15 protein-coding genes are annotated in these 12,421 nt (G+C 72.4%); 9 read left to right on the forward strand and 6 right to left on the reverse strand.

What is annotated here, in order from left to right; all coding sequences use genetic code 11:
* Positions 1–68 precede the first annotated feature (68 nt).
* Positions 69–1,148 carry a hypothetical protein gene (locus ACFUUZ_RS13420; RefSeq protein ID WP_378695750.1) on the forward strand — a complete coding sequence of 360 codons (1,080 nt, stop codon included), beginning with the start codon at positions 69–71 and terminating at the stop codon, positions 1,146–1,148.
* Here the strand turns inward: ACFUUZ_RS13420 and ACFUUZ_RS13425 are convergent, their stop codons facing one another.
* Positions 1,149–1,829: a DUF899 domain-containing protein gene (locus ACFUUZ_RS13425; protein WP_378695752.1), complete on the reverse strand. Its 681-nt coding sequence runs from the start codon at positions 1,827–1,829 to the stop codon at positions 1,149–1,151.
* 206 nt (positions 1,830–2,035) lie between these two features.
* Between ACFUUZ_RS13425 and ACFUUZ_RS13430 the strand changes: the two genes are divergently transcribed.
* Complete coding sequence (locus ACFUUZ_RS13430) at positions 2,036–2,824, forward strand: SAM-dependent methyltransferase (RefSeq protein ID WP_378695754.1); 789 nt, start codon at positions 2,036–2,038, stop codon at positions 2,822–2,824.
* Here the strand turns inward: ACFUUZ_RS13430 and ACFUUZ_RS13435 are convergent.
* Complete coding sequence (locus ACFUUZ_RS13435; RefSeq protein WP_378695756.1) at positions 2,821–3,855, reverse strand: hypothetical protein; 1,035 nt, start codon at positions 3,853–3,855, stop codon at positions 2,821–2,823. The two genes, ACFUUZ_RS13430 and ACFUUZ_RS13435, sit on opposite strands and share 4 nt — an antisense overlap.
* 115 nt (positions 3,856–3,970) lie before the next feature.
* Here ACFUUZ_RS13435 and ACFUUZ_RS13440 point away from each other — a divergent pair, with 115 nt between their 5' ends.
* Positions 3,971–5,020 carry an alpha/beta hydrolase gene (locus ACFUUZ_RS13440; RefSeq protein ID WP_378695758.1) on the forward strand — a complete coding sequence of 350 codons (1,050 nt, stop codon included), beginning with the start codon at positions 3,971–3,973 and terminating at the stop codon, positions 5,018–5,020.
* A 4-nt stretch (positions 5,021–5,024) separates the two neighbouring features.
* On the opposite strand, the gene ACFUUZ_RS13445 is transcribed toward ACFUUZ_RS13440, so the two are convergent.
* Positions 5,025–6,692, reverse strand: coding sequence for a TerD family protein (locus ACFUUZ_RS13445; protein ID WP_378695760.1), 1,668 nt, complete (start codon positions 6,690–6,692; stop codon positions 5,025–5,027).
* Positions 6,693–6,835: 143 nt separating this feature from the next.
* On the opposite strand from ACFUUZ_RS13445, the gene ACFUUZ_RS13450 reads away from it, so the two are divergent.
* Entirely contained in the window at positions 6,836–7,111 is a 276-nt protein-coding gene (locus tag ACFUUZ_RS13450; protein ID WP_378695762.1) for a hypothetical protein, read from the forward strand.
* 4 nt (positions 7,112–7,115) lie between these two features.
* Here ACFUUZ_RS13450 and ACFUUZ_RS13455 read toward each other — a convergent pair whose 3' ends face one another.
* Complete coding sequence (locus ACFUUZ_RS13455) at positions 7,116–7,667, reverse strand: TerD family protein (RefSeq protein WP_378695764.1); 552 nt, start codon at positions 7,665–7,667, stop codon at positions 7,116–7,118.
* Between the two features lie 177 nt (positions 7,668–7,844).
* On the opposite strand from ACFUUZ_RS13455, the gene ACFUUZ_RS13460 reads away from it, so the two are divergent.
* Positions 7,845–9,158 carry a glycosyltransferase 87 family protein gene (locus ACFUUZ_RS13460; protein WP_378695766.1) on the forward strand — a complete coding sequence of 438 codons (1,314 nt, stop codon included), beginning with the start codon at positions 7,845–7,847 and terminating at the stop codon, positions 9,156–9,158.
* A 165-nt stretch (positions 9,159–9,323) separates the two neighbouring features.
* Positions 9,324–9,755 (forward strand): DUF4254 domain-containing protein, encoded by a 432-nt coding sequence (locus tag ACFUUZ_RS13465; RefSeq protein WP_378695768.1) that lies wholly within the window; start codon positions 9,324–9,326, stop codon positions 9,753–9,755.
* Here ACFUUZ_RS13465 and ACFUUZ_RS13470 read toward each other — a convergent pair.
* On the reverse strand, positions 9,752–9,952 hold the full coding sequence (locus ACFUUZ_RS13470) for a hypothetical protein (RefSeq protein ID WP_378695770.1): 201 nt from the start codon (positions 9,950–9,952) through the stop codon (positions 9,752–9,754). The two genes, ACFUUZ_RS13465 and ACFUUZ_RS13470, sit on opposite strands and share 4 nt — an antisense overlap.
* 105 nt (positions 9,953–10,057) lie before the next feature.
* Between ACFUUZ_RS13470 and ACFUUZ_RS13475 the strand changes: the two genes are divergently transcribed.
* Entirely contained in the window at positions 10,058–10,387 is a 330-nt protein-coding gene (locus ACFUUZ_RS13475; protein ID WP_378695772.1) for a plasmid stabilization protein, read from the forward strand.
* Between the two features lie 70 nt (positions 10,388–10,457).
* Here the strand turns inward: ACFUUZ_RS13475 and ACFUUZ_RS13480 are convergent, their stop codons facing one another.
* Positions 10,458–10,901 (reverse strand): PRC-barrel domain-containing protein, encoded by a 444-nt coding sequence (locus ACFUUZ_RS13480; RefSeq protein ID WP_378695774.1) that lies wholly within the window; start codon positions 10,899–10,901, stop codon positions 10,458–10,460.
* Positions 10,902–11,180: 279 nt separating this feature from the next.
* Here ACFUUZ_RS13480 and ACFUUZ_RS13485 point away from each other — a divergent pair, with 279 nt between their 5' ends.
* Both ACFUUZ_RS13485 and ACFUUZ_RS13490 read left to right on the forward strand, forming a co-directional pair.
* The gene (locus ACFUUZ_RS13485) at positions 11,181–11,690 is read left to right on the forward strand and encodes a hypothetical protein (protein WP_378695776.1); all 510 of its coding nucleotides are present in this window, start codon (positions 11,181–11,183) and stop codon (positions 11,688–11,690) included.
* A 19-nt stretch (positions 11,691–11,709) separates the two neighbouring features.
* Positions 11,710–12,405, forward strand: coding sequence for a helix-turn-helix domain-containing protein (locus ACFUUZ_RS13490; protein WP_378695778.1), 696 nt, complete (start codon positions 11,710–11,712; stop codon positions 12,403–12,405).
* Positions 12,406–12,421: the final 16 nt, after the last annotated feature.

Genomic DNA, 12,421 nt, shown 5'->3' on the forward strand with positions numbered 1-12,421 from the left:
TGCTCGGGGAGGCGGCGCGAAGGACTCTGCTCCGGCTATGCGGGTCCGACACGGGTAAGAATGTCTACGTGACGCGGTACGCATACGAGCCGAAGTCGGGGGCACTGGTGGCGAGCTGGGGGACCGGCAGGGGGGACACCGCCGAGACCATCGCCACCCTGCCGAAAACCGTGGAGCCCGAGGTGGCCCTGGTCCTGGCGGCGGCGCTGACCAAACTCTCCGAGTACCAGTGGCGCACCTATACCCACCCCGCCTCGGCGGCGGGCGACTCCGAGGTGCCGAACAGCGTGGCGTGGCACCGGGCCGAGGAGCGGAATCGGTTCGCGGAGGTGGAGGGGGCGGTGCGGGGGCCGAATCTGCCCGATGACGACGGGTTGATGGCGGTCTCGTACAGCGTGGTGGAGGAGGCGGCGCACCGGATCGGGCGGGTGGCGCACCTGATCGGCGACGCGGAGCTGATCGAGCTGCTCGCGGCGGAGGTGCGCACCGAGCAGGCGGCGATCGAGGCGGCGGAGCTGGGCGACCTGTCGGGGCGGGCGCGGCAGGCGGTGGAGCTGTCCAGGGCGGACATCTCGCCGGTGCAGGTGTTCGCGGCGGACGCGCTGCTGCACACCGATCCGCTGGGGTCGATCGACCTGTTCACCGATATCGATCCGGCGGCCGCGGCGGTGGCGGCGGCGCGCTGGCTGCACCTGGCGGCGCAGGTCACCGCGGAGGCGGCGAGCGTGCACCCGGTGCACGTGGTCGCCGAGGCGGACAACCTGGAGGCGCTGCAGGTGGAGACGCCGACGCTGGTGCTGGAGCGGCTGTGCGCGGGCGAGAGCCCGACCGAGGTGGTGGTCGACCTGATCGCCGACGCGCTCGCCGCCGCCGAGGGCCGGGTGCGCAACCCGGCCCGCATCGTCGAGGCCGCCGAGGCGATCGAGCGGCGGATGCGCGGCGACGAGCTGGACGAGGAGGGGCTGACGGCGCTCACCGACGAATTCCGGATCTGCCGCCTCGACCCCTCCCGCCCCGCCGTGGACCTGCTGGAGGACCTGCTCGACGGCATCCGCGGCTGCTGGCTGCTCTACCGCGAGGAGCACGACACCGGGTTCGAGGACGCGGTGCGGGCGGAGAGCGCCAAGCAGAGCACGCCGCTGCTCTAGCTACTCCCCGTACGCCGCCGCGATCTCCTTGGAATCGGGCCACTTGCTGTAGGTGGGCGACTGCGGCCACCCCGCAGGCGAGTCCTGCCACTCCTCCTGCCTGCCGTAGGGGAGCAGGTCGATGAGCGGGAAGGTGTGGCTGAGCTGCTCGGTGCCGCGGCCGTCGGTGTGCCAGGTGCGGTAGACGGTGTCGCCGTCGCGCAGGAAGACGTTGACCGCGAAGCCTGCCTCCGGCGGGGCGCCGACGTCGGTGCCGAACGGGCTGTTGGCGGTGGAGTACCAGGTCATCGTGTTGCCGACCTTGCGTGCGTAGGCGAGCGCCTCGTCGATCGGGCCCTGGGTGACGATCACGAACCGGGCGTCGTAGTTGTCCAGGAACCCGAGCCGGGTGTACTGCGAGGTGAGGCCGGTGCAGCCGGGGCACTGCCATTCTTTGCCGGGGAACCACATGTGGCTGTAGACGATGAGCTGGGATTTCCCCTCGAAGACGTCGGCCAGGCGGATCGGGCCGTCGGCGCCCTCCAGCGTGTACTCCGGCAGCTCGACCATCGGCAGCCGCCTGCGCTGGGCAGCGATGGCGTCGAGTTCCCTGGTCGCGGCCTTTTCCCGGACGCGCAGCTCGGCGAGTTCGCGCTGCCAGGTCGCGGCGTCGACGACGGGTGGGAGTGCGTTCGTACTCATGGTGTCCTCACTGGTCGGGTGAAAAACGGTCCTTCGAATCTGGACGGGGCGGGCGCCGGGAATTCATCGGTGCACGTGCATGTGCCATTGCGACCCGACAAACCGCAGCGTCTGCACCAAAACCATTGCGGGACAATCTCGTCGCCCCTGCACACGGGGAAAGTCCGAGTTGTTACCATCGGCCCGGAACGGAAAGGGACCACGCCATGGCGGAGCACGAACGCTCACCGGCCGGGGTCGATCCATCGCGGCCGAATTCGGCGCGGGTCTTCGACTACCTCCTCGGCGGCAAGGACAACTACGAGGTCGACCAGCGGGTGGCGCACCGCATGCTCGCGGTCGCGCCGGACACCCGGACGCTGGCCTGGTTCAGCAGGCAGTTCCTGCTGGGCGGGGTGCGGCACGCGGCCGAGGCGGGGGTGCGGCAGTTCCTCGACCTCGGCGCCGGGCTGCCGACCTCGCCGAACGTGCACGAGACGGCCCGCGAGTACGACGCCGGGATCCCGGTGGTCGCGGTCGACAACGACCCGGTCGTGCTCGTGCACAGCAATGCCATCCTGACCGGGGTCGATGGCGTGACCGCCATGCTCGGCGACGTCCGCGACGTGGACGACATCGTCGAGCGGGTGCGCGAGCGGCAGCTGCTCGACTTCGACCGGCCGATCGGGGTGCTGCTGGTCGGGGTGCTGCACTTCGTCATGGACGACGAGCACCCGGCGGAGATCCTGCGCAAGCTGCGGGCGGTGTTGGCGCCGGGCAGCTTCGTGGTCTTCACGCACGGCGCCGAAGAGAGCAACCGCGAGTTCATCGAGCGCTCGCAGAACGACACGGACGGTAGCCCGGCCCAGGTCGCCTATCGCTCCACGGCGAAGGTGCGCGCGCTCTTCGACGGATACGAGCTGCTGGAGCCGGGGGTGGTGGCGATCCAGGAGTGGCTCGGCGACGACCTGCCGGAGACCAAGCTGGTGCTGCTCGGCGGGATCGCCCGGGTCTAGCCCGCGGCGGCCAGCGCGATGGCCCTGGTCACCAGCCGGTCCGCCACATCCCGCGGCACCCGGCCGAGCCCGCAGGCCGAGGCGACGGCGTCGACGCGGCGGCCCAGTGCCTGCTCGACGGTGCGCAGCGTCCGCTCCTGCTCGGCCGCGGACGGGGTGTCGTGCACGAAGCCCGCGTGGAAGCGGGTGCCGGGTCCGAGCGCGAGGTCGCGCAGCGGGGCGTAGAAGGCGGGGTCGGCGGGCGGCGGGACGTCGCCCGCCGCGAGCGGGCCGTGCACGAACTCCAGCGACCTGCCCGCCGGCCACTGCCCGGCCACGGCATTGGCCAGGTCGACCAGCGGCCGGGTGTCATGCAGCCGCACCCGGGCCCGGTTGTGCAAGCTGCCGACGCACAGGTGGACGCCGAAGCGGGTACCGGCGGGGGCCGCCGCGGCCAGCGCGGCGATCCCGCGGCTCAGCCCGAGCACCGCGTCGGCCCTGCGGTGCGCAGGCTGCAGCCGGGCGGCGATGACCAGTTCGGCGGTGGCCTCCAGCTGGATCAGCACGTCGTCGCCCGCGAGTTCCCGGATGGCGGTGATCTCGCGCACGGTGGCGGCGGTGAAGGCGGCCCGGTTCGCGCGCAGCCCGCCGGGGCCGACGGCGATGAAGGCGAGGGTGAAATCGGTGGGCATGCCGATCTGCAGCGCGAGCTCGCGGTCACCGCGGAGCCGGTGGAAGAGCGGGAGCACCGCCGCGGCCTCGCGGAGGTAGCCGAGGTCCATGCGATCGGCGGTGAGCCAGGTTCCGCGGGCCGGGCGGTGGATGGTGCGCTGCCTGCTCGACTGCCAGGAGCCTTGACGCTTGACCTCGAGCGCGCCCTGCCGCACCAGGTCCTCGATCACGGGCTGGATGTAGTACTCGTAGCGGTGCGTCTCGCCGGTGGGGAGGGTGTGCAGCGCATCGGCGGAAAGCATTGCGCGCATGGCCTCTTCCGGGGTCGCTGCCGGGAAACTCCCGACGAAATGCACGGCCCTGATGGCCTCGTTCTGCATCACCCGATCCTTCCGCTCGCGGATCAGGCTAAGCCATAGCACAGCGGAACATGATGGGTTGCAGCATCATTGCCACCCTTGCGCGGTGCACCGGCCGGGGCTAGCGTCGCCGGTGATGAACGGGATCGGCAGTACGGCAGGCATTTCCGCGCGGGACGGACGGAGGTGGGCCGCCCGAGCACTGCTGGCGGTGGCCGCGCTGGTACCGGCGCTCATACCGAACACCGCGCACGCTCAGCCGGCCCCGACGTGCCGCGCGCTCTCCTTCCCGGTGCCGAACGGGCAACTCGGCGCCACCCTCTGCGCGCCGGAGGCCGCCGACACCGTCGTGGTCATGATGGCGGGCTCCAACTACAACCACCGCTACTGGGACTTCGGCTACCGGCCGGAGACCTACAACTTCCGGCAGGCGCTGAACCGCGCAGGCTACGCGACGCTGATCGTGGACCGGCTCGGCAACGGCACCAGCACCCGGCCGCCCAGCACCACGCTCTCCGCCACCGCCAGCGCGAACGCACTGCACGACATCGTGCAGGCGGCGCGGCGCGGGCTCGACGGCGCGGCGCCGTACGCCAAGGTCGTCACCGCGGGGCACTCGCTGAGCTCCGGCGTCGCCGTGCTGGAGGCGACGCAGCACCACGACGTCGACGCCGTCCTGCTCACCGGCTACTCGCACACCCTCGAGGTGTCGCAGGTCATGGGCGTGATCTCGTCCTACCACCCGGCATCGGGCGACCCGGTCTTCGCGGACCGCGGCTACGACGAGGGCTACCTCACCACCCGTCCAGGCACCCGTGCCGCCGCCTTCTACGGCCCCGAGACCACAGACCCGGCGGTGCTCGCCGAGGACGAGCGGACCAAGGAGGTCTTCTCGCTCACCGAGTACCCGGACGGCCTCACCTCAACCCTGCCGCCCATGTCGAACGACATCGACGTGCCGGTCATGGTGGTCAACGGGTCGCTGGACCGGCTCTCCTGCGGGCAGGGCTTCGCGGCCTGCACCGACACCGCCACCCTGCACGCCTCCGAGGCGCCCTACTTCGCCCCCGCCGCCCGGCTGCGCGCCTTCGTCCTGCCCGGTGCCGGGCACTCCGTGAACCTGGCCACCAATACCCGGGAGTACCAGGAGGCCGTCGTGGACTGGTTGGACACCGAGCTGCGCTGAGCCCTCAGATCCGCGCGCCCTTCGCGAGATTGCAGCCACGGCAGAGGATCTGCAGGTTGCCCACGCTGGTGGCGCCGCCCCGGCTGAGCGGGATCACGTGGTCGAACTCCAGGTAGTGCTCGGCGCCGCATTCCACGCAGCGGCCGCCGTCGCGCCGCCACACCTCGCTCTTCATGTGCTGCGGGATGGCCCTGGTGTCACGCCTGCCGGGGGCGATGACCAGGCGTTTCGCGACGCGGAGCGCGCCCTCGAGCACCGCGGCCACGTAGTCGGGGTCGGGCACGCGGTAGGTCCCGCCGCCGCGGGCGGTGGTCGCCGCGATGACGACGCTGCCGTACTCGTGGCCCACCGACACGATCTTGGACCAGGGCAGCTCGGTGCCGGAGCCCGCGCCGACGAAGCGCAGTTTCCGGTTGCTGCCGATCAACCGCCCGGACTGTTGCCGCGGCCCGCTCGCCAGGTAGCGGATCTGCTCGGCGGCGACGTCCACGTGCACCACCTCGTCCAGTTCCAGGTGCAGCCCCGGCCGCTGCACGCGGGGCAGCTCGCCCGCCCTGACCTGGGTGAGGCTGCGTCCGCGCAGCATGCGCTGTCGCAGCTGCTCGATGTGCGCGGCCGCGGGGCCGAGGTCGCAGCCGCGCCGCAGGGCTCCGACCGCCGCGTCGAAGCCGGTCAGCTCGTGCTCCTCGATCTCGCCGTCGGCGAAGGCGAAGGTGACCACGCGCTCCAGGTGCGCGACGGCGAGCGGGCGCAGCGCCGCGCTCCCGGTCGCCGCGTCGATGCGCTGGAAGCGGAGCGCGACCCACAGGTCGTCCCAGGCCGGGCCATGCGGGCCGGTCGCGGTGAGCACCTGCCACACCTGGCTGCGCCACATTCCGAGGAAGCCGGAGACGTCGTTCTCGCACCAGCGGCACGGCGGGGGAGCGCCGAAGCGGGGCACCCGGGTGGCGCGGCCGCAGCGGCTGCAGACGCCGGGGGCGATCGGGATGACCGGGCGGGTCTCGTCCGCCCAGCGGGTGCCGTCCCACCAGCGGATCCGGGACGGATCCTGCGCGTCGGTGTACCAGTCGGGAGCGACAGCGGGCGGGGCGGGCGCTGGTGTACCGCCGGGTGGGGCGGGTGCGGGCCCACCGCTGGGCTGCGCGGGAGCCGACGCGTTGCCGGGCGGTGCCGGATCGTCGTCGATGCCGACGCCGAACTCCTCGGCCAGGCCGCGCAGCCCGCTGTCCCACCCCTGGGTGACATTGCGGAACTTCCACCCGTCGCCGCGGCGGTAGAACTCGCCGAAGATCACGGCGCTCACGCTCTCGCCCTGGTCGAGGTCGAGCTCGAAGAGCGGCACGTCCGCCGCCGAGACCACCACCGCCAGCCCGGCGACATCGCGGAAGCTGCCGGTGTCCACCGAACCGGTGATCACGATCCGCTGCACCGACGGCTCGACCTTCGGCAGCGCCACCTCGAGCGCGGCGCCCGCGCCGCTCGCCTCACGCAGCGTCACCGCACCGGACGGATGCTTCGGGGCGTTGTAGAAGACGAAGTCGTCGTCCGTCCGGATCCGGCCGCTCGCGTCCACGAGCAGCGCCTGCGGATCGACCTCGCCCCCGCGCCAGGCGAGCGCGACGGCGAGGGTATCGGTCGGAACGGGTGCGTTGCCACCCCTGCTGAGTTTCACGAGCTACCCGTCGCGGGACCGGGGTGACCTGTTACACACTCGGAATGCGGGGCGGTCGGTTCGTGGCGTGCACCGTTTTCGCGCATTCCGGGCGCATGGGACACCCCGTTCGGGACACTCCTGAGAGCGACGAGGAGGTAACGATGACCGAGGTGGTACATCCGGGGGCGGACGAGCTGCGGGCCGACTTCGAGCGCGAGCTGGCGTCGGTGACGACCGGGGGCGGGCTGCACCCCGGCTCGGCGCTGGACGTGCAGACGAGCGCGGCGCTGATCCGGATCGCGGAGACCTACCCGGAGGTGGACGGGACGCTGATCGCGGCGGCGCGGGCGGCCTTCGCCGGGCAGCTGGACGGCAGCAATGCCGAGGCCAGGCTGGAGACGATCGCGGAGCAGCTGGAGGAGCCGGAGCCGGGCTGACCCGTCAGGTCAGGAACTGCCCCAGCTGCGGGACGGCCTCGGCCGGGTGCCGGGCGGGGATGGCGGCGGCGATGACGTGGAACTGCCAGCTCCCGTCGTCGCGGTGCAGCCTGCCGAGCACGAAACCGGTGTGGTGCGGCCCGGCGGGCAGTGGGAAGCGGGCGATCTCGCGCCGGGTCAGGCCGTCGACGAGGCGGCAGAAGCCGTTCTCGATGACGTCGAACACCTGGCCGGAGTACGAGGTGACCAGCAGCAGGATGCTGGTGATCGGCGCCGCGATGCGGGTGAGGTCGATGGTGATGACCTCGTCGTCGCCCGCGCCGTGGCCGGTGAGGTTGTCGCCGAGCAGCCGAACGGCGCCGTCGGAGGAGAGCAGCTGCTCGTGGTAGGCGATGTCGGTGAACCGGCGGCCCGCGTAGAGCAGGGCGGCGGCGTTGAGGTCGATCTCGGGCCGGAACCCGCCGGACCACACGCCGTCGCGGACCGGATCCCAGCCCAGCCCCATCGTGACGAAGCGCAGCGGTTCCCGCTCCCGGTCGTTCCCCACCGGCGCCATGCGCCCCCTCCTCGCTGTGGTTCGCCGTCACTCTACAAGCTGCGCCGCAGTTCGGAGGGGTGAAAAGCGCCCGCTCGGAACGGTATTGACCGGGCCCGCGGGCGAACCGGACGATTCGGGCACGCACCGCTCGGTGCCCGTCGAGCGGCCGGAACCAGGTCGGTATAGTCGCCGCGGATGACTAGTTCCGCCGCCGACCGTGCCGTGCCGAGGCCGCGCCCCCGTCTGTGGCGTGTCGCCTGGCTCGCGCCGGTGCTGACGACCGTGCTGGCCACGCTGTGCCTGACCCAGCCGATCTGGCCGATCGAGGAGATCTCCCGGGGCTTCATCGACCTGCAGGTCTACCGGCTCGGGGTGGAGGCGCTGCGCAGCGGCGGCGACATGTACGGGGAGCTGCCGCAGACCACGCTCGGCATCAGCCTGCCCTTCATCTACCCGCCGTTCGCGGCGCTGGTGCTGGCGCCGTTCGCGCTGCTGCCGTGGGACGCGGCGGCCTTCGCCTTCTTCGTCACCTCGACCGCCGCGCTGGCGCTGACGCTCTACCTGGTCGCCCGGCGCTTCTGGCCGGACCGCGCCACGCTCGAGCTCGCCCTGCTGGCCACCGCCACCGCGACCCCGCTGGCCATGCTGCTGGAGCCGACCCGCTCCACGCTCGACTTCGGGCAGGTGAACCTGCTGCTCATGGTGCTGGTCGCCGCCGACTGCCTGACCGCGAAGCCGCGCTGGCGGCGCGGCATGCTGGTCGGCATCGCCGCCGCGATCAAGCTGACCCCGGCCGCCTTCGTGCTCTACTTCCTGGTCCGCAAGGACTACAAGGCGGCGTTCACCGCCGCGATCTCCGGCGCGGTGGCGACGCTGCTCGGCTTCGCGATCCTGCCCGCGGAGTCCTTCGAGTACTGGTTCGGCGGGATGGGCAATGTCGACGGGCTGAGCGGCTCGGCGTTCCACACCAACCAGTCGATCCAGGGCGTGCTCTCCCGGCTGCAGGTGCCGGAGCCGGTCTTCACCGTGCTCTGGCTGGCCTGCGCGGCGGTGCTGCTGGCGCTGGTGGTGGCGGCCATGCGCAGGGCGGCGCACGTCCCGGCGCTGGCGCTGGCGATCAACGCGGTCTTCACCCTGCTGGTCTCGCCGATCTCCTGGTCGCACCACTGGGTGTGGATCGGGCCCGCGCTCTTCGGCATGGCCTGCTACGCGGGCACGCTGCCGTGGCGCCGCGGCGCCTGCTGGTTCGCGGTGACCGCGGCGACGGCGGCGGTCTTCGTCTACGGGCCGCAGAACTGGCTCCCCGGCGGGGAGGACCGGGAGTACGACTGGACCCCGGTGCAGCACCTCGTCGGCGACACCTACGTCTGGCTCGGCGTCCTGCTGGTGGTGCTCTTCCTGGCGACCGGGCGCCGCGGGGCGACCGCGGCGGCGCGGGTGCCGGAGCCCGCCGTCGCGCCCGCGCGGCCCGCCGCCGACCCCGCGGTCGGCGGGGCGGCGCGAGCATAGTTCCGGACCGGGCGTTTCGCTACGAGTTGGTTGCAGTGTCCGGCTCGGGATCGGCGGCGGGGAGGTAACTCCGGTATACGTCTGTGTCGTGGTGTGGTTGTCCCGGGTGCGTGTCCCCGGCAGAACGGACGAGCGTTGCGGTCGGCGTGCGGGCCGGGGGTGGTGGTGAACCACGCTCTGCCGGACAAGGATTCGCTCGTCGCGGCGCTCCGGGGATTTCCGCATCGGGACCATCCCATGCTGGAGGCGGCGGGTGAACTCGCGGCGCTGCACGAGGCGCGGCTCGGCTCCGAGGTCGGGGGCAACGGCGAGATCGACGGCCACCGCGGCAGGCTGGTGATGGCGATCGACCGCTGGATCGCCCGGGTCGTCCCGGTGCCGCACGGCGGGGCCGCGCGGCACACCGAGACGGTGGGCGAGGTGGTCGACCGGCTGGCCTCGTACTGCGCGCAGGCGTACTCGGCGGCCGGGTCGGAGGACGAGCGCTACGAACTCGGCATGCTGGTCACCGACCTGGCCGACGCCTACGACGACCTGATCGGGGAGGTGGGCCGCGGCGTGCGCCGGGTGCCGACGACCTACCAGCAGTGGCCCTAGCGGGCGATCTCGCCCGGCAGCGTGCCGAGGGTGAGCAGGAGCGCGGCCAGCAGACCGAACGCCGCGAGCAGGCCGGTGAGGACGGACTGGGTCAGAGCTGCGATACCGCACGCGAAGGTGGAGCAGGTCACGAAGGCGAGCACCGCGGTTCCGCGTTCCAGCCCCAGGATTCGGGTGTGGTTGCGGATCGCTGTCATTTCAGTTGGTTACCCGAGCGCGGATTTCCCGAAACCTTTTCGTGACCCGGCCGCCCCGGGTTCGCCGCGCGGCCGACGGGTACCGCGGTGGCAAGGAGGTGCGACATGCCGAAGGAATGGACCGACAAGCAGGAACGGCAGTACGAGCACGTCAAGGACTCCGCGAAGGAGCGCGGGGCGAGCACGAAGCGGGCGAAGGAGGTCGCCGCGCGCACGGTGAACAAGAACCGCGCGCAAGCGGGGGAGACCAAGACGGCGAGCCGCTCGTCGGTGCGGGACAAGTCGCCTCAGCAGCGCGGCGGGCAGCGCTCCGGCACGAACCGGCCCAAGGGGCTCACCCGCGACCAGCTCTACGACGAGGCGCGGAAGAAGAACATCCAGGGGCGCTCGAAGATGAGCAAGGCCGAGCTGCAGAAGGCGCTCGGCAAGTCCTGAACCCGCCGCGGGCGGCGCGTGCGGGGTCCGATGGCCCCGGCCGCGCCGCCCGCCTGCGCGTGCGGACCGGCTACGAGGGCTCTTCTTCCCGGCGGGTGGGGTCCGGCGTGCCGTAGGTGAGCGGCTCGTCGCCGCCCGCCTCGATGGCGGGGTCCTCGGGTCGCGCGTGCCGCGGGCGGTACTCGGTGGGGGCGGGCTTGCCCTCCTCCAGCCCGTAGTGCACGAGGAGTTCGCGCTCGGCCTCGCCGCTGATGTGCCCGTCCTCGTCCAGGTACGGGGCGGTGCGGACGGCGCCCCTGACCACGCTCACCTGGATCGAGGAGCTGGCCTCCTGGTGCCTGGCGCCGATCAGCGGAATGAGCGCGTCGCCCGCGAAGAGCCCGGCAGAGACCGCCATCCAGGTGGGGGCGCCGGTGGCGTTGTCCAGGTACAGGCGGCGAACCTTGCCGATCTTCTCGCCGTCGCGGTCGTACACGGTGTGCCCGATCAGGGCTTCCAGCGTCGCTTCGCTCACGATTTCTCCTCGGTCTCCGGGCGGTCCGGTCGGAAAAACGCTGATCAGCTACTGCCTCACTACCCGAGCAATATTCTGGCAAACATTTCTCGAATCGGGCGCTCGCCGCTCCGATCGCTCGCTACCTGGATGCGAAGAGTTCGCCAGAGGTATGCCTTCGGGGGTAATTAGCCCCGGCACAAGGATTTTCACATGATGTCCGGCGATTCGCTCGGTAATTGCCGCTTTCTGCGGCATGGTGAGGCGGGAAGGTGGGAAACGTTGCAGGGAGGTCGATCCGTGAAGTTCCGCTTGACCCGGCTCCTGGTGCCCGTCCTCGCGGCGGCGGCGCTGGCCGCCTGCTCGGACGAGGTCAGGGACGGCGAGGCGCCGACCGGCGCCACGGATTCCGGCGCGACCGGCAGCGCGGCTCCCGCGTCGACCACCGCGGTTCCGTTCACCGACCCGGCGGGCACGGTGCAGATCCCGATCGACGAGACCGGCACCGCCACCATGCCGCCCGGCTCGGTGCTGGAGATCCGGGTGCCCGCCGCCTGGGGCGCGGGCGCCGCGGCGCTGCGCTGCACGGTGACCGACGGCACCGGGCGCTACGAGGATCTGCACTCCTCCGAGGTGAAGAAGAAGGAGGAGGCGGGCGGCCAGGAGTGGATGACGCTGTGGACCTTCTCCGCCGCGCCGAACGCCGAGCTCACCGTCGGCTGCGCCGACCCGGAGCACCGGGTGCCGCCGGAGGGGCAGCCGTTCGTGCGGGTGGTGCCGCGCTCCTCCGCGCCGCCCGCCGAGCGGTAGCGGGCGTAATCTCGCAGCCATGGCCGAGTATCGGGAGCGGCGGGCGCGGCTGGCCGGTGGGGTGCTGTGGGCGCGCGTCGGGGTCGCGGAGTCCGAGCTGCCGGTGCTGCCCGACGGGTGCATGGATCTGATCTGGAGCGCGGGCCGGTTGGTGGTGGCCGGGCCGGATACCGTCGCGCACCGCCCCGCGCCCGGCGGCGCCGCGTTCACCGGCTTCCGGTTCGCGCCGGGCACCGCACCCGCCGTGCTGGGGGTGCCCGCCGCCGAGGTGCGGGACAGCCGGGTCGACCTGGCCGAGCTGTGGCCCGCCCGGGCGGCCCGCGCGCTCGCCGCCGAGCTGGAGGCGGCCGCGGACCCGGCTGCCGCGCTGGAGGCCGCCGTGCTGCGCCGCGCCGCCGAGCGGCCCGCGCCGGATCCGGCGCTCGGCCGGGTGGTGGCGGCGCTGTCGGCCGGGCGCTCGGTGCGCGACATCGCGGAGTCCGTGGGCTGGACGCCGCGCACCATGCACCGCCGCTCGCTCGCCGCCTTCGGCTACGGCCCCAAGACGCTGGCCAGGGTGCTGCGGTTGCAGCGCGGGCTGGCCCGCGCCCGTGCCGGGGTTCCGCTGGCCGAGAGCGCGGTCGGGGCAGGTTACGCCGACCAGGCGCACTTCACCCGCGAGGTCCGCGAGCTCACCGGACTCACCCCGGGCGCCCTGCTCCGCGACCCGCGCTGAGGTCCCGCCTGCTGCG

This window comes from Nocardia sp. NPDC057353, from assembly GCF_042667085.1.
In the GTDB taxonomy this organism is placed as follows: domain Bacteria; phylum Actinomycetota; class Actinomycetes; order Mycobacteriales; family Mycobacteriaceae; genus Nocardia.

Bases quoted from the DNA above. Each gene is read 5' to 3' on its own strand.
- ACFUUZ_RS13425 (WP_378695752.1), bottom strand. From the start codon at position 1,829: ATGAGTACGAACGCACTCCCACCCGTCGTCGACGCCGCGACCTGGCAG.
- ACFUUZ_RS13430 (WP_378695754.1), top strand. From the start codon at position 2,036: ATGGCGGAGCACGAACGCTCACCGGCCGGGGTCGATCCATCGCGGCCG.
- ACFUUZ_RS13435 (WP_378695756.1), bottom strand. From the start codon at position 3,855: ATGCAGAACGAGGCCATCAGGGCCGTGCATTTCGTCGGGAGTTTCCCG.
- ACFUUZ_RS13440 (WP_378695758.1), top strand. From the start codon at position 3,971: ATGAACGGGATCGGCAGTACGGCAGGCATTTCCGCGCGGGACGGACGG.
- ACFUUZ_RS13450 (WP_378695762.1), top strand. From the start codon at position 6,836: ATGACCGAGGTGGTACATCCGGGGGCGGACGAGCTGCGGGCCGACTTC.
- ACFUUZ_RS13455 (WP_378695764.1), bottom strand. From the start codon at position 7,667: ATGGCGCCGGTGGGGAACGACCGGGAGCGGGAACCGCTGCGCTTCGTC.
- ACFUUZ_RS13460 (WP_378695766.1), top strand. From the start codon at position 7,845: ATGACTAGTTCCGCCGCCGACCGTGCCGTGCCGAGGCCGCGCCCCCGT.
- ACFUUZ_RS13470 (WP_378695770.1), bottom strand. From the start codon at position 9,952: ATGACAGCGATCCGCAACCACACCCGAATCCTGGGGCTGGAACGCGGA.
- ACFUUZ_RS13475 (WP_378695772.1), top strand. From the start codon at position 10,058: ATGCCGAAGGAATGGACCGACAAGCAGGAACGGCAGTACGAGCACGTC.
- ACFUUZ_RS13490 (WP_378695778.1), top strand. From the start codon at position 11,710: ATGGCCGAGTATCGGGAGCGGCGGGCGCGGCTGGCCGGTGGGGTGCTG.